Annotated in this window: 19 protein-coding genes and 3 pseudogenes; 15 read left to right on the top strand and 7 right to left on the bottom strand. The window is 59.2% G+C overall.

Annotation, left to right across the window (positions count from 1 at the left end):
• The first annotated feature begins 38 nt into the window (after positions 1 to 38).
• The 5 genes and pseudogenes from J3R84_RS32160 (at position 39) to J3R84_RS32180 (ending at position 5,397) form a co-directional block, all read left to right on the top strand.
• Positions 39 to 1,154, top strand: a complete 1,116-nt coding sequence (locus J3R84_RS32160) for an efflux RND transporter periplasmic adaptor subunit (protein ID WP_203529918.1) — start codon at positions 39 to 41, stop codon at positions 1,152 to 1,154.
• Positions 1,154 to 4,264, top strand: coding sequence for an efflux RND transporter permease subunit (locus tag J3R84_RS32165; RefSeq protein WP_057221015.1), 3,111 nt, complete (start codon positions 1,154 to 1,156; stop codon positions 4,262 to 4,264). The genes J3R84_RS32160 and J3R84_RS32165 overlap by 1 nt, the downstream gene beginning before the upstream one ends.
• A gap of 122 nt (positions 4,265 to 4,386) precedes the next feature.
• Positions 4,387 to 4,635 (top strand): annotated as a pseudogene (locus tag J3R84_RS32170) (transposase); the annotation flags it as partial.
• Positions 4,636 to 4,762: 127 nt separating this feature from the next.
• Positions 4,763 to 5,005 (top strand): type II toxin-antitoxin system Phd/YefM family antitoxin, encoded by a 243-nt coding sequence (locus tag J3R84_RS32175; protein WP_057208155.1) that lies wholly within the window; start codon positions 4,763 to 4,765, stop codon positions 5,003 to 5,005.
• A complete protein-coding gene (locus tag J3R84_RS32180; protein WP_057208291.1) occupies positions 5,005 to 5,397 on the top strand; it encodes a type II toxin-antitoxin system VapC family toxin in 393 nt (130 codons plus the stop codon). Before J3R84_RS32175 ends, J3R84_RS32180 begins: the two co-directional genes overlap by 1 nt.
• Positions 5,398 to 5,620: 223 nt before the next feature.
• Here the strand turns inward: J3R84_RS32180 and J3R84_RS32185 are convergent.
• From J3R84_RS32185 to J3R84_RS32210, 6 genes and pseudogenes are all read right to left on the bottom strand, one after another.
• Positions 5,621 to 6,064: pseudogene (locus J3R84_RS32185) on the bottom strand (transposase); the annotation flags it as partial.
• A 135-nt stretch (positions 6,065 to 6,199) separates the two neighbouring features.
• Positions 6,200 to 7,231 (bottom strand): annotated as a pseudogene (locus J3R84_RS32190) (hypothetical protein).
• Positions 7,221 to 8,885, bottom strand: a complete 1,665-nt coding sequence (locus tag J3R84_RS32195; protein WP_057221016.1) for an HsdM family class I SAM-dependent methyltransferase — start codon at positions 8,883 to 8,885, stop codon at positions 7,221 to 7,223. Before J3R84_RS32195 ends, J3R84_RS32190 begins: the two are co-directional and overlap by 11 nt.
• Before the next feature lie 616 nt (positions 8,886 to 9,501).
• Positions 9,502 to 9,942: a lipid-binding SYLF domain-containing protein gene (locus J3R84_RS32200; RefSeq protein WP_057213530.1), complete on the bottom strand. Its 441-nt coding sequence runs from the start codon at positions 9,940 to 9,942 to the stop codon at positions 9,502 to 9,504.
• Positions 9,943 to 10,146: 204 nt separating this feature from the next.
• Complete coding sequence (locus J3R84_RS32205; protein ID WP_203529919.1) at positions 10,147 to 10,629, bottom strand: Lrp/AsnC family transcriptional regulator; 483 nt, start codon at positions 10,627 to 10,629, stop codon at positions 10,147 to 10,149.
• Between the two features lie 38 nt (positions 10,630 to 10,667).
• Positions 10,668 to 11,270 (bottom strand): amino acid synthesis family protein, encoded by a 603-nt coding sequence (locus J3R84_RS32210; protein ID WP_057213534.1) that lies wholly within the window; start codon positions 11,268 to 11,270, stop codon positions 10,668 to 10,670.
• 172 nt (positions 11,271 to 11,442) lie between these two features.
• Here J3R84_RS32210 and J3R84_RS32215 point away from each other — a divergent pair, with 172 nt between their 5' ends.
• From J3R84_RS32215 to J3R84_RS32260, 10 genes are all read left to right on the top strand, one after another.
• Positions 11,443 to 12,975: an amidohydrolase gene (locus J3R84_RS32215; protein WP_162254173.1), complete on the top strand. Its 1,533-nt coding sequence runs from the start codon at positions 11,443 to 11,445 to the stop codon at positions 12,973 to 12,975.
• 257 nt (positions 12,976 to 13,232) lie between these two features.
• On the top strand, positions 13,233 to 15,038 hold the full coding sequence (locus J3R84_RS32220) for a helix-turn-helix domain-containing protein (protein ID WP_057225307.1): 1,806 nt from the start codon (positions 13,233 to 13,235) through the stop codon (positions 15,036 to 15,038).
• A gap of 178 nt (positions 15,039 to 15,216) precedes the next feature.
• Positions 15,217 to 16,203 carry a flavin reductase gene (locus tag J3R84_RS32225; protein ID WP_057208173.1) on the top strand — a complete coding sequence of 329 codons (987 nt, stop codon included), beginning with the start codon at positions 15,217 to 15,219 and terminating at the stop codon, positions 16,201 to 16,203.
• A 1-nt stretch (position 16,204) separates the two neighbouring features.
• On the top strand, positions 16,205 to 17,719 hold the full coding sequence (locus J3R84_RS32230) for an aldehyde dehydrogenase (RefSeq protein WP_057208175.1): 1,515 nt from the start codon (positions 16,205 to 16,207) through the stop codon (positions 17,717 to 17,719).
• Positions 17,720 to 17,754: 35 nt separating this feature from the next.
• The gene (locus J3R84_RS32235; RefSeq protein WP_057225308.1) at positions 17,755 to 18,831 is read left to right on the top strand and encodes an LLM class flavin-dependent oxidoreductase; all 1,077 of its coding nucleotides are present in this window, start codon (positions 17,755 to 17,757) and stop codon (positions 18,829 to 18,831) included.
• A gap of 2 nt (positions 18,832 to 18,833) precedes the next feature.
• A complete protein-coding gene (locus J3R84_RS32240; protein WP_057225310.1) occupies positions 18,834 to 19,643 on the top strand; it encodes an alpha/beta fold hydrolase in 810 nt (269 codons plus the stop codon).
• Positions 19,636 to 20,025, top strand: a complete 390-nt coding sequence (locus tag J3R84_RS32245; protein ID WP_171521017.1) for a carboxymuconolactone decarboxylase family protein — start codon at positions 19,636 to 19,638, stop codon at positions 20,023 to 20,025. The genes J3R84_RS32240 and J3R84_RS32245 overlap by 8 nt, the downstream gene beginning before the upstream one ends.
• 139 nt (positions 20,026 to 20,164) lie before the next feature.
• Positions 20,165 to 20,998 carry a transporter substrate-binding domain-containing protein gene (locus J3R84_RS32250; protein ID WP_057225314.1) on the top strand — a complete coding sequence of 278 codons (834 nt, stop codon included), beginning with the start codon at positions 20,165 to 20,167 and terminating at the stop codon, positions 20,996 to 20,998.
• A 61-nt stretch (positions 20,999 to 21,059) separates the two neighbouring features.
• Positions 21,060 to 22,034 carry an amino acid ABC transporter permease gene (locus J3R84_RS32255; protein ID WP_057225316.1) on the top strand — a complete coding sequence of 325 codons (975 nt, stop codon included), beginning with the start codon at positions 21,060 to 21,062 and terminating at the stop codon, positions 22,032 to 22,034.
• Positions 22,031 to 22,774 (top strand): amino acid ABC transporter ATP-binding protein, encoded by a 744-nt coding sequence (locus tag J3R84_RS32260; RefSeq protein WP_171521016.1) that lies wholly within the window; start codon positions 22,031 to 22,033, stop codon positions 22,772 to 22,774. The genes J3R84_RS32255 and J3R84_RS32260 overlap by 4 nt, the downstream gene beginning before the upstream one ends.
• A gap of 321 nt (positions 22,775 to 23,095) precedes the next feature.
• On the opposite strand, the gene J3R84_RS32265 is transcribed toward J3R84_RS32260, so the two are convergent.
• Complete coding sequence (locus tag J3R84_RS32265; RefSeq protein ID WP_057221019.1) at positions 23,096 to 23,491, bottom strand: DUF2442 domain-containing protein; 396 nt, start codon at positions 23,489 to 23,491, stop codon at positions 23,096 to 23,098.
• Position 23,492: the final 1 nt, after the last annotated feature.

The following is a 23,492-nucleotide window of genomic DNA, read 5'->3' on the forward strand; positions in this document are numbered from 1 at the left end:
AAATTATCCGCGTCGCCGGTCAAGAAGAGAAACTGAAAATGAAACGCAAACATGTCCTGACTTTCGTAGGTCTCGTGGCAGCGGCAGCGGCAGCCGGTGCCTTTTTCCTGGTTTTCGAACCCGCCAGACGGGAGGCCGAGGCTGCTGACCCAAGGACGGCTTCACCACTGGTAAGAGTGGCTGAGGCGGCGAGGACTGGAACAGCGGAACGCTCGTTTACCGGCGCGGTCGCTTCCCGGGTACAGAGCAATCTCGGATTTCGAGTTCCGGGCAAGATCCTTGAGCGGATGGTGGATGTGGGACAGCAGGTCAGGCAAGGTCAGGCTCTGATGCGCATTGACGAGACCGATCTCCAGCTTGCGCTCACAGCGAAGCGCAATACCGCTGCCGCAGCACGCGCCGTTCTGATCCAGGTGCAAGCAGACGAAAAGCGCTATGCGGCGCTGGTAAAAAATGGATTGGCGGCCACTCCACAGCGCTATGAACAAGCTAAGGCGGCGCTCGACACTGCCATGGCACAACTTGCAGCAGCTGAAGCGGAAGCCGAGGTCGCGGAAAACGCGGCCAGCTATACCGTTCTTCTAGCAGATTCGGATGGAATTGTCATCGATACTCTCGGAGATCCCGGGCAGGTCGTTGCAGCGGGTCAGACCGTCATTCAACTTGCCCAGGCGGGGCCGCGTGAAGCTGTTGTCTGGCTACCAGAGACCCTGCGGCCGAAGATCGGTTCCGAAGCGCAGGCCAGTGTCTATGGAGGCGAGGGTCTAAGCGGGAAGGCAAGGCTGCGACAGATTTCCGATTCTGCCGATCCCCAAACTCGGACTTACGAGGCGCGTTATATTCTCGAAGGCAACGCGGCCTCAGCCCCGATTGGCTCGACTGTGACAATCAGAATTCTAGATGCTGACCGCCAATCGGAGGTTGCCGTACCAGTGGGCGCTATCCTGGACGATGGTAGTCGGACAGGTGTGTGGGTGGTCGATAACACATCTTCATCCGTGAAGTTTACTCCGATCGAAGTGAAGCGGATCGGCGAAGAGACGGCGTTTGTTATCGGAGTGGGGGTTGGCCAACAGGTTGTCGCTCTCGGCGCGCATCTGCTTGAAAATGGCGCCACCGTCAGGGTTGCCTCTCAGCAAGAGGTGACAAAGTAATGAACTTCAACCTTTCCGCCATCGCCGTTCGCGAACGCGCCGCTACCTTGTTCTTCATCGTTCTGCTGGCAGCTGCGGGCGCCTACGCCTTCGTCAAGCTGGGACGCGCCGAGGATCCCTCCTTCACCATCAAGACACTGACGGTCACATCAGTTTGGCCGGGTGCCACAGCGCGCGAAATGCAGGATCTTGTGGCGGAGCCCCTAGAGAAGCGTATCCAGGAACTCACCTGGTACGACCGCGTCGAGATGACAACGCGACCGGGTTACGCCTTCCTGACGGTCACGCTCAAAGACAATACGCCAGCATCTGCCGTCGACGAGGAGTTCTATCAGGCGCGCAAGAAGCTCGGTGACGAAGCCCCAAATTTGCCCCCGGGCGTTATTGGCCCGTTTGTCAACGACGAGTATTCCGATGTCAGCTTCGGCCTTTACGCATTGAAGGCGAACGGGATGCCGATGCGCGACCTCGTCCGGCAGGCCGAGGTCATCCGCCAGGATCTCCTGCATGTCCCCGGAGTTAAGAAAATCAACATTCTCGGAGAGCGCCCAGAACAGATCTTCGTCGAATTTTCCTATGCCAAGCTGGCAACACTTGGAATATCGGCGCAGGATATCGCTGCTGCTTTACAGAGACAGAACACAGTCACGCCCGCGGGCTCAATCGACACCAGAGGGCCACAGGTCTTTATCCGGTTCGACGGGGCCTACAACAGCGTGCAGGCGATTGCCGACACGCCCATTGTTGCTGCTGGACGAACACTTAAGCTCTCCGATCTGGCCGATGTGCGACGCGGTTATCAGGACCCCGCAACCTATGTCATCCGCCATGAGGGCGAACCCGCGATCATGCTCGGCGCGGTGATGCAAGCGGGCTGGAACGGACTGGATCTCGGCAAGGCGCTTGAGGCTCGGTCCGCCGCGATCGCGCAGACACTGCCGCTGGGCATGACTCTCACTAAGGTCAGCGATCAGGCCGTGAACATCGATGAGGCGGTCGGTGAGTTCATGCTCAAGTTCGCAATGGCGCTTGGTGTCGTTCTGTTCGTAAGCCTGGTTGCACTGGGCTGGCGTGTCGGTATCGTCGTGGCCCTTGCCGTGCCGCTCACACTTGCGGTTGTCTTCCTCATCATGCTGGAAACAGGGCGGTTTTTCGATCGCATCACGCTCGGCGCTTTGATCCTTGCACTGGGGCTTCTGGTTGACGATGCCATCATCGCGATAGAAGTCATGGTCGTGAAGATGGAAGAGGGCATGGACCGCATCAAGGCGGCCGCCTATGCGTGGAGCCATACCGCGGCGCCGATGCTATCGGGCACGCTGGTCACGATCATCGGACTGATGCCCGTGGGTTTTGCAAAATCAACCGCTGGCGAGTACGCTGGCAATATCTTCTGGGTCGTCGGTTTCGCGCTGATCGTATCCTGGATCGTCGCGGTGACGTTTACGCCCTACCTTGGCGTAAAGATGCTGCCAAAAATCAAGCCAGTCGAGGGCGGTCATCACGCCATCTACGATACGCCGAACTACCGTCGCCTGCGTTCCGTCATCGAGTTCGCCGTCCGGCATAAATTTATGGTATGCGCCGTGGTTGGCATCGCCATGGCCGCCTCGGTCGTCGGGATGGGCGGTGTGAAGCAGCAGTTCTTCCCGACATCGGACCGTCCCGAGGTGCTGGTTGAAGTGCGCATGCCCGAAGGCACGGGCATCGAGGCCACATCATCGGCGGTGAAGAAAGTCGAAGATTGGCTACAGGCTCAGCCAGAGACAAAGATCGTCACTAGCTATGTGGGGCAGGGCGCACCCCGGTTCTTCTTTGCCATGGCTCCGGAATTGCCAGATCCCGCCTTCGCCAAGGTCGTCGTGCTGACGCCGGATGCCCATGCACGCGAAGAACTGAAGCACCGCCTTCGTGCCGCAATATCGGAGGGTCTTGTTCCCGAGGCCTCCGTGCGCGTGACCCAGCTCGTATTTGGACCGTATACGCCGTTCCCAGTCGAGTTCCGGATCATGGGGCCTGATCAGGATGAACTCTACAAGATTTCCGAGCAAGCTCTGGCAATTATGAAAACTGTGCCCGATGTCCGTCAGGCCAACCGGGATTGGGGCAACCGTACGCCGGTGTTACGCTTTATTTCGGATCAGGAGAGGCTTAATCTGATCGGTCTTTCACCGTCGGAAGCGGCTCAGCAGATGCAGTTGCTGCTCAGCGGTGTTCCTGTCACACAGGTTCGCGACAATATCCGCAACGTGCCTGTTGTCGCACGCAGCGCTGGCGAAAATCGCCTCGATCCATCAAGGCTTGCCGACTTTTCGCTGATGAGCCGGAATGGCCGCCAGGTTCCCCTGGATCAGATGGGGCATTCCGAGATCCGCTTCGAAGAACCGATCCTGAAACGCCGCGACCGGACCCCGGTCATCACCATCAGGTCGGACATCAACGAGGCGACACAGCCTCCGGAGGTCTCGCAACAGGTCATGAAGGCCCTTCAGCCGCTGATCGCATCGCTTCCAGTTGGATACCGCATCGAAATGGGCGGCAACATCGAGGAGTCCCTGAAGGCCAACGTTGCCCTTGTGCAGGTTTTCCCACTGATGATCGCAGCTATGTTGATCGTCATCATCCTGCAGGTTCGCAGTCTATCGACAATGACAATGGTGATGCTGACCGCACCGCTTGGTCTTGCCGGGGTGGTTCCGACCTTGTTCTTGTTCAATCAGCCATTCGGCTTCAACGCTATTCTCGGATTGATCGGGCTCGCAGGCATCCTGATGCGAAACACGTTGATCCTCACTGAGCAGATCAAGGAGAACCAGGCGGCTGGTCTCGATGGCTACCATGCTGTCATCGAAGCCACTGTGCAGCGCACGCGCCCTGTCATCCTGACTGCTCTCGCGGCAATCCTGGCCTTCATACCTTTGACCCATTCCGTGTTCTGGGGATCGATGGCTTATACTCTGATCGGTGGCACAGCGGTAGGCACAGTGATGATCCTGCTCTTCCTTCCGGCCCTGTATGCCGTGTGGTTCCGTATCAAGCCACCCAAAGCAGATGGGAAAGAGGAAACGGTCGAACATCTGGCACAGCCGATGGCGCTGGCGGCAGAATAGGGGCGTCCATGCCACGTATCACGATCCCACAGGGGCGCACGGGCACCGAAGTCGAGATGTGGCGCGAGCGTATACTCGATGTGACGGAAGGACACTTTCGCCGCATCGGTTACCGGAAGACAGCCGATCGCGCTTATGATGCAGACAGCCGGCATGACCTCATCCTTGATCAAGGCGGCGAACCAGTCGTTCCGCCGCGCCGGCATCGCAAGCATCAACATGTCTATGATCGTATCGCTTACAAACAGCGATGGGGCATCGATTTGCCAAACTCAAACAATGGCGACGCATCGCAACACGCTATGACAAGCTCGCCGCCCAATTTCCTCGGCTTCATAAATCTCGCAAGCATCATGCTCTGGCTCAAATGATTAATTCGCCACTACAGCCTAGTCCTTCTCTGGGCCGCTTGGCGTCAAAGTCGATTCTTCGCGGGGCTACGCTTGCTATCAGGCCGAAGTCGAACTAAGTTTATGAGACTAAGTTCGAGGTAGGGCCATGCACACTGTAAATATTCACGAGGCGAAAACTCATTTGTCCCGGCTCATTGAGAAAGCAGCGAAAGGCGAGTCCTTTATCATTGCCAAATCGGGTAAGCCTTTGGTGAAGGTCGTCGCGGTCGAGACTCCTACCGCCGACGAAACTCGTCGCGTCGGATTCATGGCGGGGCAGTTTTCCGTACCGGAAGACTTCGATCGTATGGGTGGCGAAGATATCGAGAAACTGTTTGGCGGCGAATGATGAAACTCCTGCTGGATACGCATCTTCTGCTTTGGGCTGCGGGAGAGCCTGGGAAGCTGCCGCCCGCCGCTCTGGCTGAAATCGAGAATACCGAAAATGTCTTGCTATTTAGCGCGGCGAGTCTTTGGGAGGTGGCCATCAAGCGCGGACTTGGCCGGGCCGATTTTACCGTAGATCCACGACTACTTCGCCGCGGTCTCATCGATAACGGCTACCAAGAGCTCCCAATCACCAGCGCACACGCAGTAGCGGTGGATGGACTGCCAGCGATCCATAAGGACCCCTTTGATCGGATTTTAGTCGCTCAATCGATCGTGGAGGGTGTCACCTTGTTGACTGTCGATGAACTGGTCGGGCAGTATCCAGCTCCCATTCGCTGTATGCAAAAATAGCGCGAAATCCCCTGCTCGCTCATTCGGAGCGCGCCGGTGTGGACGAATTCCCGCGTGTTCATGTTTCCCTCAGTCGCGCCGAGGCGTAGGCGCTTCAAGGACGTTCATTTATCTTTGCGATTGCACCGAGCCGGACGCACGATTTGCGCCCCCGGCGTTCAGTACCCAGACGTTCTACTTGTTTGGTAATGATGTTCCCGCAGACTTAAGGTTGAATTGCGTGCGATCGAGGAGGCTTGGAGGCGCTTGTCAAATGCCGATAGAGCTCCAGCGCATAATCTTCCTTGCCGTAGATGAAGCGATAGATCGTCTCGGTGCAGACACGCACGGCGCTGACGCCATCGGCGAACAGGCGACCGGCGATCTGTTCCGGTGACCACAGCGCCTCCAGCTGCTCGATGACCAGTGCGCGCAATTGCGGGTGCCGCATCAGCTTCCTCAAACGCCGCCGTCGCTCTTTGCGGATGTCGTCGGCAACCGTTGGGAAGTAGCCGCTGTATTCGGGCAGTTCGCGATCGTGGAATGTATTGCGCCTGATCTCGCGATAGATGGTGGAACGGTGACGACCGAGTTGGCGCGCCATTTCATTGATCGGCACCTTGCGTTCGACAAAGTGATAGAGGCGGCGGCGATCCGCCAGATTCAGCTGCGAATAGCTTCGTGACATCCCAAAATCTCCAAGGGGAAACATTGAAATCATTGGCATGTCGCGCTTCGAACTAGAATGTACCCGGCTACATACAAAAGTTGCATAATGTATCGACCGGAACGGCGCTGCACACAGCGAACTGACCCCGGAATTCTATTTTTTTGCCAATACCGAACCGCGGCGTCGCCTCGCCTCCTCGTGCATGTTGACGGGTGTCGCGGCGAGAACGCGGGTGACCAGCGACGTAAGAAAACGGGCCGGGGAAACGTCATCCGGGGTGTGGTTTTCGAGGATCGATACCTTGGGCAGCGCGTTGACGATGCTCTGGACCGTACTGACGGCAAGGTGCGCGATCGCATCGTCGGCTGGATCGGTTATCGGCTGCGGACCCGGCTCCAGTATGCCCTCGCTGGGTTCCTCCTCGACGGTTGCCAGCCGTGCTGTATCGCTTGAATAATCCATCAAGACCAGGCAGGTGGAGTGATACGCGTCGTCCTCCCGCCCAAGCTTGGCCAAGAGGTCGAACAACCACTCGGCCGTCTTGGGCTCCTTGTCCAGGATGTCAGACCTCAGACCGAACAAGAACCCGAGAGCCGCGAGCGGGTGGCGCAAGCGAAGATTCTTGGCGTCGCCGTATGATTCCTCGATGCGGTTCGGCGCATTCTTTCCATAGGAAGAATCCATTCGCTTCGTCGAAATCAACAATTCCGGGCCGGTCACCCAATCGGTGATGATGACGTCAACCTGTTTCAGGTAGTTTTTGCCGAGAATCGAAGCCGAGGAGGAGGTGACGCTGGGAATGGACGTGTTCGATATCAGATGGGATTAAGCCTTGGCTCGAATCGCCGTCGGAAGTGACTTCACGAATGCGGCGACAGGCGCGGGAAGAACGCGTGGGTTTGATGGCCTTGGCCAGACTTGGTCCATGCCGAAACCAGCCCTGCGAAGTTCATAGCTGAGCCAGACATCGAGAGCGAGGGCAGGAACTCCGGTTTGGGTTCCCGCTTTCAGGTGGAGCGGAACCCCAAGCAGCAGCGCCAGGGTCTCGTAGTCTGGACGGAAGTACGGCTGGCCGTCCGATCCAAGAATCCAAGGATTGGTGTGTTCCCCGTCAGGTGCGGCAACCGCAACGATGTGGTCAAAAATTTCCCAGGCTTCTGCTTTGGAACTGGGTTTAGCGGCCACTTGCCGCCCTCAAGTTGCGACGCTTTACGAACTCCGCGCGCGCATGCCGGACGACTGCCATTTGTGCGGGCGAAACCTCGCCCTCGCTTAGCAGTACCTGGTCGACGATCTTGACGGCATCCAGCAGCCTTCCCTTGTCCAGAAGTTTTGCCACGCTCCTTTTGACCTCGCGAAGCCCGTCGGCGCGACAGGTAACCAAGGTAGGCGAGGGCATGGCCCAGACGTCGGCCTCCTTCGGCTCGATTTTCAGGATTCCGCCTCCGTAGGCGCGACCGACCATTTCGGCATGCAGCAACGTAATGGAGTTCAAGCTGGCGACAGGGAGGAGCTCGCGGCCCAGGACCCCGTGTGCATCGTTGAGATAGACCCCATGCACGGAATTAAGGTGACGGGCTTGTGCTGCGTTCTCCGTGATCCGAGGCGTGTCCGCGTTCATGCATGTTAGCAACAGGTCGGCGGGGGAAACCAGTGGCACACGATACCAAGTCTTGCGGACCCGGCATTTGTAGGCGGTGTCCACGCCTGTCCTATGGCCATCTGCAATGTATGCTGCCGCGGCCGCGGAAGGCGGATCGCTCGGATAGAAGAGGTGGATTGCGTTCCCCTCTTCACCGAGTTTCTTTAGCTGGGCATTCGAAAGAGAGAGGCCCCGCAAATGAGAGCTTCCGGGCGGTGAAAGGCTGAGCAACTCGTCCGGGAGCAGTCCAATCTCAGCTACACGCTGGGGGGAAAGGGTGAAGTATTTGTTGTTTCCCGTTACCATCCCGAGCGTCGTATCGCCCCAGGTTTCCAAGTTCGTGTAGAGGCCAGTTGCGGAGAGCGTCTGCAAAAGATGCATCGCGTCGGCATCGACGAGACTGCTGGTCCACTTGGCCGCTGGGTCGGCCGGTGTCCAGCTCTGTCCAGGACCTAGAGTATCGAGCGTTGCGGCGTTCTTTGTTTGACTGATGGTTGCATAATCCGCCGGTCCGCCGAGATAGCCGTCCGCAAGGAGAAGTACGACATCCGCTTCCGCTTCGGGGAACACTTGCTCGTCGAACAATACGAGTTGCACGTCGCGGAATCGATTGAACAGGAACTTGCGGACGGGAGCGGCATAGTTCACTGAGAGCAGTTCGGCGGGCAACACGAAGGCCAGGCGGCCACCTTTCTTCAGGAACAATGCCGAGTGCACGGTGAATGCTGCCCAACTCGACGCGAGCCCGGTCAGGGAAATGCCGGCCCTGATAGCCGCCTCCCGGGCACGGGCGCGGGCTTCCCCGGTAAAGTCCTGGTATCGGATATAGGGAGGATTTCCGATGACGGCGTCGAACGCTTGATCAGGCGTGACGGCAAAGAAGTCGGACAGTTGGATATTGGCCTCGCCCCCGGCGTCAGCGACCCGCTTGCGGGCAACGTCCGCGCTGTGGGCGTGTATCTCCACGCCATGAACCATCGGGCACGAGCGCCGGCCGGGAGCGAGTTCACGAAGGCGATCGACCGCGGAAACCAAGAATGCAGCGTCGCCAGCGGCAGGCTCCAACACGCGATCGTCAGGCGCGCGAATGGCCCATTTCGAAATGAAACGGGTAATCGCCGGAGGCGTGAAGAATGCGCCTCTTTCCTTGCGGAGAACGGGAGTGTCGATAGGGTCGCGATGGGTAACGAAAGTCACGGCTAGCTCCCGAATCGTGCACGCATGGGTTCGCTGTCTTGCCGGTTACCTATCCTATACAGATGAATTTCTGTCTACTCTTTGTTCTATTTCCAATCTGCCGATCCAGCGGAAAAATTGCGGCAAAACATTGCGCAGCAATGCCCACTTCCATCCAGAACTGTAGTGCGCCTATGGGTGGGTGCAGCCCCTCAAAATCAGGCGCTTAGCGCTCTGGGGTCGACCGTTCGGATCCTTCAAGGCGATCGTCGCTGATCGTTGCGGCCGATGCGCGGGATACCGGCTTCCACGCTCCTCTGGTTGACGACACGCGCTGCGGAGGCACCCGACACTATCGGTTGCCATGGATTATAAGGTCAAAGAACACGGCATCAATCCTCTCAACATCGAACATGCCGACTGGTGCATATTGCCAGCTTCCGATCGTCTCAGTCGGTGGAACTTTGCGGTTCGACTAGCCATCGGGAACGAACAAGGAGCGCCGGGAGTACCAAATCGAATCCTCTAACGTTGCGTTCGGGGCCGAAGTGGAACGGCCGCTTCCTAGATGGCAGCGCCGGCCTTTGTATTCAGCGTAGTGGACCGACTGCAGGGACGACGAACGGAGCGACGGCCCTTACTTCACCGTGATGGCAATGCCGCTGAGATCGGCGTTGACTTGCAGGCCTACCTGCTTGCCTGAGAGTTCGAGTCGGGCGCCCTTGTCATTGGTCATGACGATTACTTGGGCCCCTTTGCCGAGCGCGCCGCCACCGCCCACCGCACCGTAGACCCCCGTCACATCCCGGGCGCGGCGAATGTGGCTAACCGTACCCTGGAAATAGGTCTTCGAAGCCCCGAAGGCGAGGCCGCCCGAGAGGCCCCCGACAGAGATGGGATAGCGGCGACCATGGAAGGTCAGCGTGCCCTCGCCCCCAGAGCCACCCACAAAGAAGGCAGCCTTGTAGACTGAGAAGCTGATCGTACCGCTGTCGGCATGCGCGGAGCCGGCAAAGCTGATTCCTGCTACAGCGATAACCGCAGCCGCGACTGAACGAAATCTGGACGAAATCTTCATTATGCAAATCTCCTCAAAATCGAGGCTTACCCAGCCAGGAGGGCACGTCAGCGTCATGCCAAAGAGTCACAGCTCAAACCGTCTCGCCCGTCATTAGTTCCAGGCACGCGGCCTCAATCCGTCTGGAACAAGGCCGCCACGAAACGAGGTGGATGGCACACATAGTCTCGGTGGCAGGGTCGGTGGCAGCCAACGCTCGGCTGCTTAGGCTCCATCGGCCACGAGCACAGAAACGGGCACGACTGGATCTTCCTTCACGGTCTTGGTAACGATGTAGGTAAAGTAGCGGGCGATGCCGAGTTCGCGGTCGAGAAGCGCGTCGATCAGGCGCTGGTAGGCATCGATATCGGCTGCAACCACCTTCAGGATATAGTCGACGCCGCCGCCGACCGACCAGCAGCAGACGATCTCGCGAATGTCGCGGACGACCCTTTCGAACCGGTCGAAGTCGGCCTGGCGATGGTTGGCCAGGGTGATCTCGACCCCCAGGCTGGCTACCGGGGCGACGCGTCGCAGCGACAGGCGTGCATGATAGCCGCTGATGATGCCGGCCCTCTCCAGCTTGCGCAGTCGCATCCAGCACGGCGTTGGAGAGAGGCCCGCCTTTTCGGCGAGCGCGAGTTTGGTGATGCGGCCATCCCGCTGGATGGCGTCAAGGATGCGCAGGTCAATCGCGTCAAGTCTCATGGCAAACTCCTGCGCCGGTATCCGCGTTCTTGCCTTGGTCAGGCCCTGCTGAGCGAGGCCATTTTTTCGGCTTCCATTTCGGCGATGTCCTGGAAGCGGTCGGCGATGCGTGCATGGGCACGACCGCTATCGGAAGCGCCGATGGCAACGATGATCTCATCCGGGCCTGGCGCATCGGCGATCTGGAAATTGGCTGTGAGGAAATGCGATCGCTTGCCGTTCTCACTCTTGTGCATCATCGGCAGGCACAGAAGAGCACCTGGCGCATTGCGGGTATTGGCAAATTCCAGATAGTTGGTGCCGCCGATCGCTTCGCGGAAGGGATTGCCGAACCGCAAAGTATGGATCATCGCCGAGGCATGTTCGATCTCTCCGTTGATCCCGACCGCGGCTGCCTTGCCGCAAGCCTCGATCCTTTCCGGCGCCAGCTGGCGCAATAGCCGGTCGGTCATTTCATGGCTCAGTTCGCCGGCGATGCGGATGATCTCCGGCCGGAGATCGTCGACAAAGCCTCGCCCGGCCCAAGGGTTACGGATTACCGCTGCCACGACAACGATATTGACGGGACGGGAGGCCGCCTTGCCGCCTTCTACGAAGGTCTCTTCCAGGAAAGTGCAAATTTTTCTGATGCCGAGGGTCATTTTCTGAAGCCGCTGATAGTGGAAACTTGCGACAACCTACCGCGATGCCCGGTGAATTCTTCCTATGTTCGGATGAAGAGATGCTTCGAACGATCCTGCGAAAGAAAGCAGACCAATGTGCTGGCCGGCAGCGTCCAAGGCTGATGGGGGCCGGCAGGTTCCATCTCTCCTGATGACTGGATCGCTGCGGCCCTCAAGTAATCGATCTCTGAAATGCCTGCCTTTTGGCGCCCAGATTGCAGACTTTAGATCAGTGGCGAGAAAAATTGCCGCTGCTTTTCCTCTGTATAGGAGAATGCCCCCGCTGCCGGTGCTCCTCATCATGGTCCCGTCAAGAAACGTAATGAGACTGAAGGGGACCCAAATGAAGACGATACTGGCCAATTCGAGCGCTCTGCTTCTCGCGCTGCAGGTTTCTGCAAGTCCGGCTCTTGCGGACACCGTAAAACTAGACGCACTCATCGAACAAAAATATTCTGAACTTGAAAGGGTTTACCGGGATATCCATTCCAATCCCGAACTCGGATTTCACGAAACTCGGACGGCAAAGCTGCTGGCAACTGAACTTCACAAGCTCGGCTTCGAGGTAACTGCAGGCCTCGGTGTCGAATCCGCTCTCGTCGGCGTCTTCAGGAATGGTGACGGACCGACGATTATGCTTCGCACCGAACTCGATGCCCTTCCGATGGAGGAAAAGACCGGACTTGACTATGCTAGCCGGGTACAGGTGCCGGCAACCCAGTGGCCCGGGAACACCGACGCCGCAAAGGTTTTTGTCGCCCACAGCTGCGGCCACGATATCCACATGGCGTCATGGCTCGGGGCTGCGCAATTGTTGGTCGACATGAAGGATCATTGGCGCGGCACGCTCCTTTTGGTCGGCGAGCCAGCCGAAGAAATCGGCGGCGGCGCGACGGCGATGCTCAAGGCGGGACTGTTCGAGAAGTTCCCAAAGCCGGATTTCGGTTTCGCGGTGCATGTGAACGGCGAGCCTGCCGGCAAGATTACCGTGAAGGACGGGGCCTTCAGCGGAAACTCCGATACGTTTGACCTGACCTTCAAAGGCCGAGGGGCGCACGGTAGCGCACCACACCTTTCGATCGACCCGATCGTATTGGGCGCCCGCTTCGTCACCGATATCCAGGCCGTCGTCAGTCGCGAGAAAGACCCACGCGAGCCCGGTGTGATCACAATCGGCAGCTTTCAGGCGGGGACAGCCGGCAACATCATCCCTGATCAGGCCAAGCTCAAGCTGACGATGCGTTCGACCACGCCAGAGACCCGCAAGCTGCTGCTTGAAGCAATGCATAGGGTGGCCGGCACGACGGCACAATCGGCCAAGGCCCCGGAGCCGGAATTGCTGCGCATCGGCGGCGGCGCTGTGGCCGGCACAAATTCGTCGCAGCTGATCGGTGACATCAAGCCGGCATTGGATAGGTCTTTCGCAGATATCGTGTATGTACCAGCCGCCGTGCAGCCAACGCTTGGAGTGGAAACCTATCCCGAGTTCATCGAGGCGGGCGTGCCCTCGATCTTTTATTGGATCGGCGGGAGTTCTCCCGAACAGATCGAAGAAGCCCTGCATGAAAACAGACCTGTTGCTTCCAACCATTCGCCCTTCTTTGCGCCGGCTCCGGAGACGTCCATCAAGACCGGTGCAAAGATCCTTGCGATCTCTGTGCTCCAGAAGGCGGCCGTGGACTAAGACATAGTTCGGCAACAACTCCAGCTTTCGTGGTCATAGGGAGCCCGGTGGCCACGAGGTCTGAATACACTCGCATAACACGTGCTGGATGCGGGCTCGGATAAGTACGCCGGAGATTGATTGTCTGCACCTGCGGAAGCCAGGTTTTGGTTCCTATGTTTCGTCGGATCAACCGTCCAAATTTTCCTATGAAAGATAGTGGATTTATACGGTCTGTGCGCGCATGGTAGTTGACGGAAGTCAAGAGGCGAGCCGATTTGGATCAGAAGTCCCGGATATTGTCGCTCCGCGACGTCGCCAGCCAAATCAACAGCGGCGGCGACTTGCGGACCGTACTGCAGCAGCTCATCGCCGCCGCCTGCCGCCATGCCAACTGGGCCTTGGGATCGATCATGGGCATCGATGCGGCACACGGCTACGCCCATGTGATCGTGCGCCACGATCCCACGCTGATTGATCGGCAACTGCCGGACAAATGGGAACTGGCGACGAGCCCGTCACTGATCGCGCTCCAGCGCAACGAGCCCGTCTATATTCGTGACGCGCGGGAAACGGTCGACTTTCCAGGCTATCGAAAAGAAGCCTTCGAGCGCGACTATCGCACCGTTCTCGTGATGCCGATGAATTGCAGGGACGCGGAGGGCCGCCCTATGGTGCTCAGTGTCATTGCGCGGCAGGTGACGGAGGTCTCAGAGGATGATCTCGCCTTTCTCGGGTCGATCATCCACCTTGGTGCCATTGCGGTCGAGCGCGAACATCAGCTGGAGGCACAAAAAGTGTCTGCGCAGCGTCTGGAGCGGACGCTCAAGGCGCACACCTCGCTTCTGGAGCATGTGTTGAGCGACGGATCGGTGTCATCGCTTTCAGCGATGGTTGGCGCAATGATACCCAACCCAACGGTTGTCGTCGATTTCACGGCAAACCACGTCATGGCCGGCAGGTCGCCGAAGCCGACGCTGATCGATGACAATGGCTGGCAGGATGCGGCCTCGACTTTGCTCGCCCGTGCGCTGATGAAGGCGGCGCGTGATGCGGCCGAAATGGGCGCGAGCGAAGAGACAAGTCTGTTTCTCGATCTCGGCAATCACCGTTTCAAGATTTCCGCGCGCGTCGAAGCGCTCATGGTCGACATGCAATTGGTCGGCGCACTGATCATTTTCCCTTCACCACAGGAATTCAGCGACCTGGATCTGATGATGCTGGATAGCGCCAAATTTGCGTTGAGTGTACAGATGATGCGCAGCTTCATTCGCTTCCGCTTTGAGACGCGAACCCAGACTGAGCTTTTCTTCGAGGTGGTGGAGGGCCGCTGGCGCGACGCGAATGATATCTCCCAGCGTGCTCAGCGCCTTGGGCTTAGTTTCTCCGTGCCTCAGCAGATGATCGTCATCGATTTTCCCGACAAGACCAAGGCTTTCGGCGGCGCGTCCGTCGATGTCGAGCACACGCTTTCGCGCATCATGCAGCAGGCGTCATTGCCGGCGGGTCTGGTCGCCATCGCTGGTGGTGCCGTCTGCCTGGTCCCTTACGACGCCAGCAAGCGACAGGAGCGCCTGGTAAAGCTCACACGCCGCATTGCGGAGGAGTTGGGCCGATATTTTGATGAGGAGCCGATCGTGGTGGCCGGCAATCGCTGCGCGGCGCTCGCCGACTATCCGGCCGCTTGGGAGCGCTGCGCCCGCATGATCCGGATCGGCCGCTCTTTCGGCTTGACCGGATCGCTCGCAGCCCAAGACTTCGGTCCGCTTCCGATGCTGGTCGCTGCTTGCGAGGCCGGCGATGTCCGAGGCTTCGTAGAAGAAAGCATAGGCGCCATTGCCGACCACGACCGCCAGAACGGAACGCCCTACCTGGAAACCTTGTCGGTCTATTTGCAGGAGGGCTGTCGCAGTCAGGCCTGCGCCGATGCGATGGGCCTGCATGTGACAACACTGCGTTACCGGCTGTCGCGCATTCAGGAGCTTTTCGGCATAGATGTCGAAACGCCGGAGAAGCGTTTCGCCGTTGAGCTCGCGATCCGCCTCAATGGCGTCATCGACAATCGCTCCGCCGCCCGCGGCTGATTTTTCCTCCTGGTCTGACCACATGTTGCGCGGCGATCGCAGCGCTCGTTCTCGGCCTGCTTCATGCTCCTATGGATCGGCGGAGACGTTTTCCCTTTGCTCCTACGAAGGCGTGGAAGAATGGTCGGTAACTCGGGGATAGCCTCTACTCAACCTGATGGAGAGGAGGCATTGAGGAATGACCGAGACAGCCGCATCGACCGACGCGCCTATCGATCCCATAGCGCTGCGTCGCGCCTTCGGCACGTTCGTGACCGGTGTTACCGTGATCACGACGCGTGACGAGGACGGCACGCCGCGCGGCATGACCGCAAACTCCTTTACCTCCGTTTCGTTGGACCCGCCTTTGCTGCTCGTCTGCGTGGCGAAGTCGGCATCGAGCTACCACGCCTTCACCAGAGCCGGATGCTTTGCCGTCAACGTTCTGCATGAGGGACAGGTCGATGTTTCCGGGATCTTCGCCTCAAAGTCGCAGGACAAGTTCCAATCGGTGACACATGACCACATCCACACGGGTGCGCCGGTGCTGACAGACAGTTTGACCTGGTTCGACTGCACCACCTCAAACACGGTTGACGCCGGCGACCATGCGATCTTGATCGGTGAGGTTCGCGCCTTCGGCACCAGCCCGACTGCGCCGCTTGGCTTCTGCAGGGGGCGCTACGCCAGCGTGAAGGATCCGCTGCCGAATGGCTGGCTTGCTTCTCATGGCATGATCATCGGCTATCTCATCGAAGCTGGCGATCGTCTGCTGCTGCGCTCGGACGGCAAGGGCAGCTGGGTGCTGCCATCGGCACGGCGTCGAAAGGCGGATAGCCAGCTCGTCGTCGACGGCGGCGATGCGCTTCGCCTCGTACCGGAAGAAACGTTTCTCTATTCCGTATTCGACGTTGCCGACAGCGATCCGGGTTATCTTGTTTACCGCGCCCGCCTGGCCGGCGAGGGGAGCAGCCTGCCTGGTGATCTTCGCTTTTTCCCGATCGACGATTTGCCCTATGACGCGATCGCCACCCATGAACTGCGTTCCATGCTGCGGCGCTATGTGCGCGAGCGGCAGGCGGGGCGCTTCGGCATCTACATGGATTCCGATGACGGCGGTCGCGTCGCGATGATCGACGGCGAGGCCCGTGCCTGGCTTCAAGCCTCCCAAGACCAAGGACAGTGATATGAAGACGACAGTCACCTCCATCGAAGGATCGCGCCAGCTCGTGTTCATCGATGGGCAGTTCGTGAAGCCCAGAAACGGCACGTATATCCAAAGCTATGACCCGACGACGGGCAAGCCCTGGTACGAATTTGCCGATGGCGATGCGGACGATGTCGACGCCGCCGTTGCGGCCGCCAGCACCGCCTTTCGCAACCCGGCGTGGCGGCGCATGACACAGACCGACCGCGGCGGGTTGATGCGCCGTCTCGCCGAGCTCGTGCGTCAGAATGCCGATGCGCTTGCAGCAATCGAGACCCGCGACAACGGCAAGCTGCTCAAGGAAACCACGGCGCAGATGCGCGCCATGCCAGACAGCTACCACTACTTCGCCGGCATGGCCGACAAGCTGCAGGGCGAGACGATCCCGATCAACCGGCTCGACACCTTGAACTTTAATCTTCGCGAACCCTTGGGCGTCATCGGAATGATCACGCCGTGGAATTCGCCGCTGATGTTGCTGACCGGCACGCTGGCGCCATGCCTGGCGATCGGCAACACGGTCGTCATCAAGCCTTCGGAACATGCAACTGCTTCCACGCTGGCGCTTGCCGAGCTGATCCACGAGGCGGGTTTTCCAGCCGGCGTCGTCAATGTGGTAACGGGTACGGGAAAAAGCGCCGGGGAGGCGCTGACGCGCCACCCCGGTGTCGCGAAATATGTCTTTACGGGCAGCACAGCCACCGGTCGACGGATCGCGGGCAATGCAGCTGAGAACCTCATTCCCTGCTCAATGGAGCTTGGTGGTAAGTCGCCCCATGTGGTCTTCGGGGATGTCGATATCGAACATGCCGTAAATGGCGTCGTCTCCGGCGTCTTCGCGGCTGCCGGCCAGACCTGCGTGGCAGGCTCACGCTGCTTTGTCGAGGCGGGTGCCTACGCCAGGTTCATCGACGCGCTCGTCGCCAGGACCGAGCAGATCTGCGTCGGCCTGCCGACGGCCGACGACACGGATATCGGCCCGCTCGCGCTCGCCGACCAACTTACGAAAGTGGAGGGCTACGTCGCATCCGGCGTCAGGGAAGGCGCGAAGATCGCCACAGGCGGCCGCCGACCCCAGCGAGAAGGACTTGCTGAAGGAGGCTGGTACTTCGAGCCGACCGTCATGATCGACGCGCAGAACGACATGACCTTCATGCGCGACGAACTCTTCGGCCCTGTGGTCGGGGTCATGCCGTTCCGCGACGAGGAGGAGATGATCCAACTCGCCAACGACACGCGCTATGGCCTCGCCTCTGGCATCTGGACCAAGGACATCGATCGGGCGCTGCGCTTCGCCAATCGGATCGACGCCGGCACGGTGTGGATCAACACTTATCGATCCGCCTCCTTCATGTCCGCCAATGGCGGCTTCAAGGAAAGCGGCTACGGCCGGCGTGGCGGCTTCGAGGTCATGCACGAGTTCTCGCGGCTGAAGAACGTCATCGTCGATTACTCCGGCGCGATGCAGGACCCCTTCGTCATTCGCTTGAAGTAACGACAAACGCACCGGCACACGAAAGGCAGAAAACCATGAAGTTCGCAGTTTCCCTCACGATGGAACGCTTCTCTCCGGACGTACCGATGGAGCGGGTGAAGAGCAACCTGCTTCAGCTCGCGCGAGTTGCCGATGAAGGCGGTTTCGAGGCGCTGTGGACCGCCGAGCATCATACGCTTGAATGCACGATTTCTCCGAACCCGTTCCAGACGCTCGTCTGGCTCGCACAGCACACGGATCGGATTCGGCTAGGCACATCCACGCTGGTTGCACCCTATTGGAACCCGATCCGGCTGGCGGGCGAGTCGGCGCTTTGCGACCATCTGACCAATGGCCGCCTGGAATTCGGCATTGCGCGCGGTTCCTACCAGTATGAGTTCGATCGCATGGCCGGCGGTATGCCGCAGCAAGAAGGCGTCGCCTACATGAAGGAGATCGTCCCGGCCGTAAAGAAGTTGTGGTCCGGCGACTACGCGCATGAAGGGCACTACTGGAAATTCCCTCGGACGGCGGCCGTGCCCAAGCCGCTACAGCAGCCGCATCCGCCGATCTGGGTTGCGGCGCGCGATCCCGGGACATTCGACTGGGCGATTGCGAACGGTGCCAGCATTCTGTCGACGCCGCTCTCTGCGCCGGCTGCTGAAATCCAGGTGCTTTCTGACAAGTTTCACAAAGCGGTCGCTGATCACCCGGAAGTTCCGCGACCGCGCTTCATGATGCAGCGCCGCACCTGCGTCTACGACAGGCCGGATGGTGGGGAACTCGCCGTCAAGCACAGCATGGACTACGGCCGCGCCTTCGAAAACCTCATGCAGAATATCGGCGCGGTGCGCGACGGCTTTCCGGAAGCCGTGCCTTATGAAGCGGTCAAGGGCAAGGATAACTACAATCCGGAAAACATCCGCAAAAACCTGATGTTTGGGACACCGGACGAAGCGATTGAGAAGCTGCTGGCCTATGAAGCGGCTGGCGTCGACCAATATTGTCTTGGCCTGACCTTCAACCTGCCGTTCGAGTTGCAGAAGCGGACGCTGGAGTTGTTCATCTCGGAAATCATGCCGTTCTTTGCGGCGCGCGAGAACGAGCAGAAGCACGTCGCGGTGGGGCGCTGACGATGGCGGGGACCCAACGCCATACCATCGGAGAGGTTACGCTCAATTACCGTATCGACGGTGAGGGCGAGCCGCTCATCTGCATTCACGGCGTCGGATCTTATCTGGAGGCGTGGTCGGGGGTAGTCGAACGGCTGAAGGATCGCTTTACGATCCTGACTTTCGATTTGCGTGGCCACGGCCAGTCAAGCCGGGTCAAGGGGCGATACGAGATCGACGACTTCGTCAATGAGACGTTGGCTCTGGCCGATCAGGCGGGCTTCTCCACCTTCAATCTCGCGGGCTTCTCACTCGGCGGGCTCATCGCCCAGCGTCTTGCCTTGACCCATCTCGGCCGACTGCGCCGGCTTACGCTGCTTTCGACGGTTGCCGGACGAACGTCGGCGGAACGGGAGCGCGTGCTTGAACGCCTGGCGGCACTCAGGGCGGGCACGCCCGCTGATCACCACAACGCGTCGCTGTCGCGCTGGCTGACCGAAGACTTCCAGGAGCGCAATCCCGAGATCATCGCGAGGCTACGATCACGCGATGCCGAAAACGATCCGGATTGTTATGTCGCCGCTTACCGGGTGCTCGCCGAGACGGATTTCGGCGGCTTCCTTGACCAGATCCGTTGCCCGACGCTGATCGCAACCGGTGAGGACGATGCAGGCTCCAATCCTCGGATGGCCCGGTACATGCACGAGCGCATCCCCGGGTCCGCACTCCGGATACTGCCGGGCCTGCGCCATTCCATTCTTGTCGAAGCGCCGGAGCTCGTAGCGACGTTGATGGCCGATTTTCTGAGACAGGGGGACAAAGTCGATGGATGAAGCGCTGCAGGCGAAGGGCGAGGCCGTGAGGCGTAGGGTGCTCGGCGACGACTATGTCGATCGGGCAATCGGCAACAGCGACGCCTTCTCGCGTCCCTTCCAGGATCTTTTGAATGAGTATTGCTGGGGGACAGCCTGGACGGACGAGGGGCTCGATCTCAAGCAGCGCAGCCTGCTCAACCTCGGTATGCTGGCGGCTCTCAACCGCATGCATGAATTCGCCATCCATTTCCGCGGCGCGATCCGCAATGGCCTGACCGACGAGGAACTTCGTGCGGCACTCGTCCAGATCGCGATTTATTGCGGCATTCCCGCGGGCGTCGAAACCTTCCGGATCGCGCGGACTGTGCGTGACGAGATGGACAAGAAAGAAGAGCGCTGACTTCCACGGTTATTAGGAAAGGGCGGCTCCGCGCTGCCTCGTATCGCCGGAAGACAGAAGGGCGTTTGAGAACTCAAGATCACCCCTATGGCAGGAAGAGGACCCTGCCCAAACCAGAACGACAAGAGGGAACGACCGAATGAACACTTTCGCCAGATTGACAGCGGCGGCCGCATCTATGGCCATATCATTCACGGCGCTTCCGGCCAATGCCGGCGCCTTGCTCGAGCGCGTGCTCGACGCAAAGACCTTGAAGGTTGCAACCGACGCCAGCTGGGCGCCGCAGTCCTTCATGAACGACAAAAACGAGATGGACGGTTTCGACATCGATGTTGCCAAGGAAATCGGCAAGCGCCTCGGTGTCGGCGTCGAGTTCGTCACCCCAGGCTGGGATATCATCACCGCCGGCAACTGGCAGGGCCGCTGGGACATGCATGTGGGCTCGATGACGCCGACCAAGGAACGGGCCAAGATATTCGACTTCCCGGCCGTCTACTACTACACGCCGGCGGCGGTCGCTGTGCACAACGATAGTCTCGCCGTCACGTTGATCGACCTGGACGGCAAGGTCGTCGGAACGACGGCAACGTCGACCTTCGAAGCCTACGCGAAGCAGGAACTGACGCTAGATGCCGCTGGGGCTCCCGCCTTCGAATACGCGTTCAAGCCGAAGGAAGTGAAGTCATACGCCAACTCGACAACGGCCTTCGACGACCTGCGCCTCGGCGACGGCGTTCGCGTCGATGCGGTGGTGTCGTCGCTGCCGAGTATTCGCGATGCCATCAAGGCCGGATATCCGATCAAGCAGGTCGGCGATCCGGTCTTCTATGAGCCATTGGCCGTTGCCATCGAGCACGGTGACAAGGAGCTGAACGACAAGATCGCCGAAGCGATCAAGTCGATGCAGACCGACGGCACGCTGAGCAAGCTCTCGGAAAAGTGGTACGGCGTCGACTACACGGTCGTGAAGTAGGCTTGTCTACGTCTGGCGGTCCGGGTTGGTCCGGATCGCCTTTTTGTCCAGAGGGACTAACATGCTCTATCCGGATACCGTTGACTCCGAAATTCTCGTCCACAAGCCTTCGTTCGTGGCGTCGGTTTTCGCAGCCGTCCTGGTCGTCTTCATGGCTTTCAATCTGACCGGGACAACGATGGGCGAACTGATGCGCCCGGTGATAGGCGAGCCGCTGGAGAGCGGCTTCTACGGACGTTTCGCCATTGCTCTCGTCGTGGCGGCGCTCTTCTGCCTGAACATCGTGCTCATCGGCTTCGCCAGTCTCAGGCTGCAGATCGCCATCGTCTGGATGGAGCTTCTGGTGCTGTTTCTCGCCTTCTTCCAGACCTTCCACCTAAGCCTGCCCTTTATCGAGGAGAAGCTGCCTTTCCTGATCGCGCAAGGCCTTGTGACGACCGTCTATGTCTCGGCCGTTTCGATCGTGATTGCCTCGCTCATCGCAATCCTTGGCGCGGTTGCGAAACTTTCGACCAACGGTTTCGCCTATGCGATCGCAAGCTTCTACACATCATTCTTCCGCGGATTGCCGCTTCTGATGCAGGTCTATCTGATCTATCTGGGTCTACCCCAACTCGGCATCATCATCGATGCGGTTCCAGCTGGCATCCTGGCGCTTTCGCTCTGTTACGGCGCTTACATGACCGAAATCTTTCGATCGGGCATTCAAAGCATCGACCGCGGCCAGTGGGAAGCCTCGCGTTCCATCGGCTTTGGCTTCGGGCTTACCATGCGCAAGGTCATCCTGCCGCAGGCGCTGCCCGTCATCATTCCGCCGACCGGCAACCAGTTCATCTCTATGTTGAAGGACAGTTCGCTCGTCTCCGTCATCGGTGTCTGGGAACTTATGTTCCTCGCCCGCACGCTGGGGCAAAAGAGCTTCCAGCACATGGAAATGCTCATATCCGCCGCGATGCTTTACTGGATCATGTCCATCTGCCTCGAACTCATCCAGTCCCGCATCGAACGTCATTACGCCAGGAGCAAGGTCCGATGAGTGCTGAGACTATCATCGACGTCAGGAACGTTTCCAAATGGTACGGTGCCTTTCAGGTCCTGACGCATATCAACCTGACGGTCCGCAAGGGCGAGCGCATCGTCGTCTGCGGCCCTTCCGGCTCCGGCAAGTCGACCCTCATCCGCTGTTTCAACCGCCTTGAGGCACACCAGGAGGGTGAGATCGTCGTCAACGGTATCAGCCTGCACAGCAAGATGCGCAATGTCTCCGAAGTGCGGCGCAATGTCGGCATGGTGTTCCAGCACTTCAATCTCTTCCCCCACATGACTGTGCTGATGAACTGCATGGTTGGGCCGATGTGGATCAACGGTGTTCCGGCGGCAGAGGCGCGGGCGCGGGCGTTGACGTTTCTGGAGCGGGTGCGTATCCCCGAACAGGCCAACAAGTACCCTGTGCAGCTTTCCGGCGGCCAGCAGCAGCGCGTGGCAATCGCACGCTCGCTTTGCATGCAACCGGCGGTGATGCTGTTCGACGAGCCGACCTCCGCACTCGATCCTGAAATGGTTTCGGAGGTTCTCGACACAATGACAAGTCTTGCCCGGGACGGCATGACGATGGTCTGCGTTACCCATGAAATGGGGTTTGCCCGAGCTGTTGCTGACCGGGTGATCTTTATGAATTCGGGCCAGATCGTCGAAGAGGGGAGGCCGGAAGAGTTCTTCACTAACCCTCAGCATGAACGTACGAAGCTGTTTCTTAGCCAGATCCTCAAGCATTGAGCGTGAAATAGCATCGATCGATACAACTCTACGCGACAGAAAGATGCCTGTTTTACATCGCACTTACAAACGCCAGAGGGTTTTCAGCAGCTACGTGATGACGGCACGCTGTCTGTCGGCATCACAGCAAGTGGCCAGGATCGTTTTTCTCGCTCTGCCTGAGTACAGGTGCGATTAGGGTTAAGGCTGCTAAGAAGACGATAAAGTCAGTACGGGACAGAAACGCCCTGCTTCCGCCGAAGGCGACCTCCTTGTACATCCGATGTTCTCATTTTTTGCTTCGAAATGGATCGACTTCAGCGCCCTGCGGCGATTGGCCAGCTAGCTGATCTTCCGGGGACGTCCGCCCTTCGCGCCGTTGGCTCGACTTGCCTCGATCTTCGCGGCAGACCGAGATTGCCCTCCTCGGCGCTGAGCCTCCATGAACTTCGCAGTTCCGAATATGCCCTTCATTAAACCGAGGATGGTGAAATCCACGTCTAAGGTTTCCCAATGCAAGCCAGTTTCGCCCAAAAGCTCGACTTCCGCCAACTGGGCAGGCGTTGCATTCTCCAGGCCTTGTATCGATCGGGCAGGCACCATGAAAGCTGCGCCGTTTGTGAAATCCACGACAATGCGGCTGGAAGGTTCATCGAAACGGACCGACGATGGGATCGGGGCGCGTGCACGCTCTGCGTCCCCCTTCGAGGTAGCTTCTCGGCCTGTCGCTGTGAGCAGG

This window comes from Ensifer canadensis (assembly GCF_017488845.2).
Lineage (GTDB): Bacteria > Pseudomonadota > Alphaproteobacteria > Rhizobiales > Rhizobiaceae > Ensifer > Ensifer canadensis.

Bases quoted from the DNA above. Each gene is read 5' to 3' on its own strand.
- J3R84_RS32240 (WP_057225310.1), top strand. From the start codon at position 18,834: ATGGCGGGGACCCAACGCCATACCATCGGAGAGGTTACGCTCAATTAC.
- J3R84_RS32200 (WP_057213530.1), bottom strand. From the start codon at position 9,942: ATGAAGATTTCGTCCAGATTTCGTTCAGTCGCGGCTGCGGTTATCGCT.
- J3R84_RS32250 (WP_057225314.1), top strand. From the start codon at position 20,165: ATGAACACTTTCGCCAGATTGACAGCGGCGGCCGCATCTATGGCCATA.
- J3R84_RS32165 (WP_057221015.1), top strand. From the start codon at position 1,154: ATGAACTTCAACCTTTCCGCCATCGCCGTTCGCGAACGCGCCGCTACC.
- J3R84_RS32225 (WP_057208173.1), top strand. From the start codon at position 15,217: ATGACCGAGACAGCCGCATCGACCGACGCGCCTATCGATCCCATAGCG.
- J3R84_RS32235 (WP_057225308.1), top strand. From the start codon at position 17,755: ATGAAGTTCGCAGTTTCCCTCACGATGGAACGCTTCTCTCCGGACGTA.
- J3R84_RS32180 (WP_057208291.1), top strand. From the start codon at position 5,005: ATGAAACTCCTGCTGGATACGCATCTTCTGCTTTGGGCTGCGGGAGAG.
- J3R84_RS32215 (WP_162254173.1), top strand. From the start codon at position 11,443: ATGACTGGATCGCTGCGGCCCTCAAGTAATCGATCTCTGAAATGCCTG.
- J3R84_RS32245 (WP_171521017.1), top strand. From the start codon at position 19,636: ATGGATGAAGCGCTGCAGGCGAAGGGCGAGGCCGTGAGGCGTAGGGTG.
- J3R84_RS32210 (WP_057213534.1), bottom strand. From the start codon at position 11,270: ATGACCCTCGGCATCAGAAAAATTTGCACTTTCCTGGAAGAGACCTTC.
- J3R84_RS32260 (WP_171521016.1), top strand. From the start codon at position 22,031: ATGAGTGCTGAGACTATCATCGACGTCAGGAACGTTTCCAAATGGTAC.
- J3R84_RS32255 (WP_057225316.1), top strand. From the start codon at position 21,060: ATGCTCTATCCGGATACCGTTGACTCCGAAATTCTCGTCCACAAGCCT.
- J3R84_RS32175 (WP_057208155.1), top strand. From the start codon at position 4,763: ATGCACACTGTAAATATTCACGAGGCGAAAACTCATTTGTCCCGGCTC.
- J3R84_RS32160 (WP_203529918.1), top strand. From the start codon at position 39: ATGAAACGCAAACATGTCCTGACTTTCGTAGGTCTCGTGGCAGCGGCA.
- J3R84_RS32205 (WP_203529919.1), bottom strand. From the start codon at position 10,629: ATGAGACTTGACGCGATTGACCTGCGCATCCTTGACGCCATCCAGCGG.
- J3R84_RS32230 (WP_057208175.1), top strand. From the start codon at position 16,205: ATGAAGACGACAGTCACCTCCATCGAAGGATCGCGCCAGCTCGTGTTC.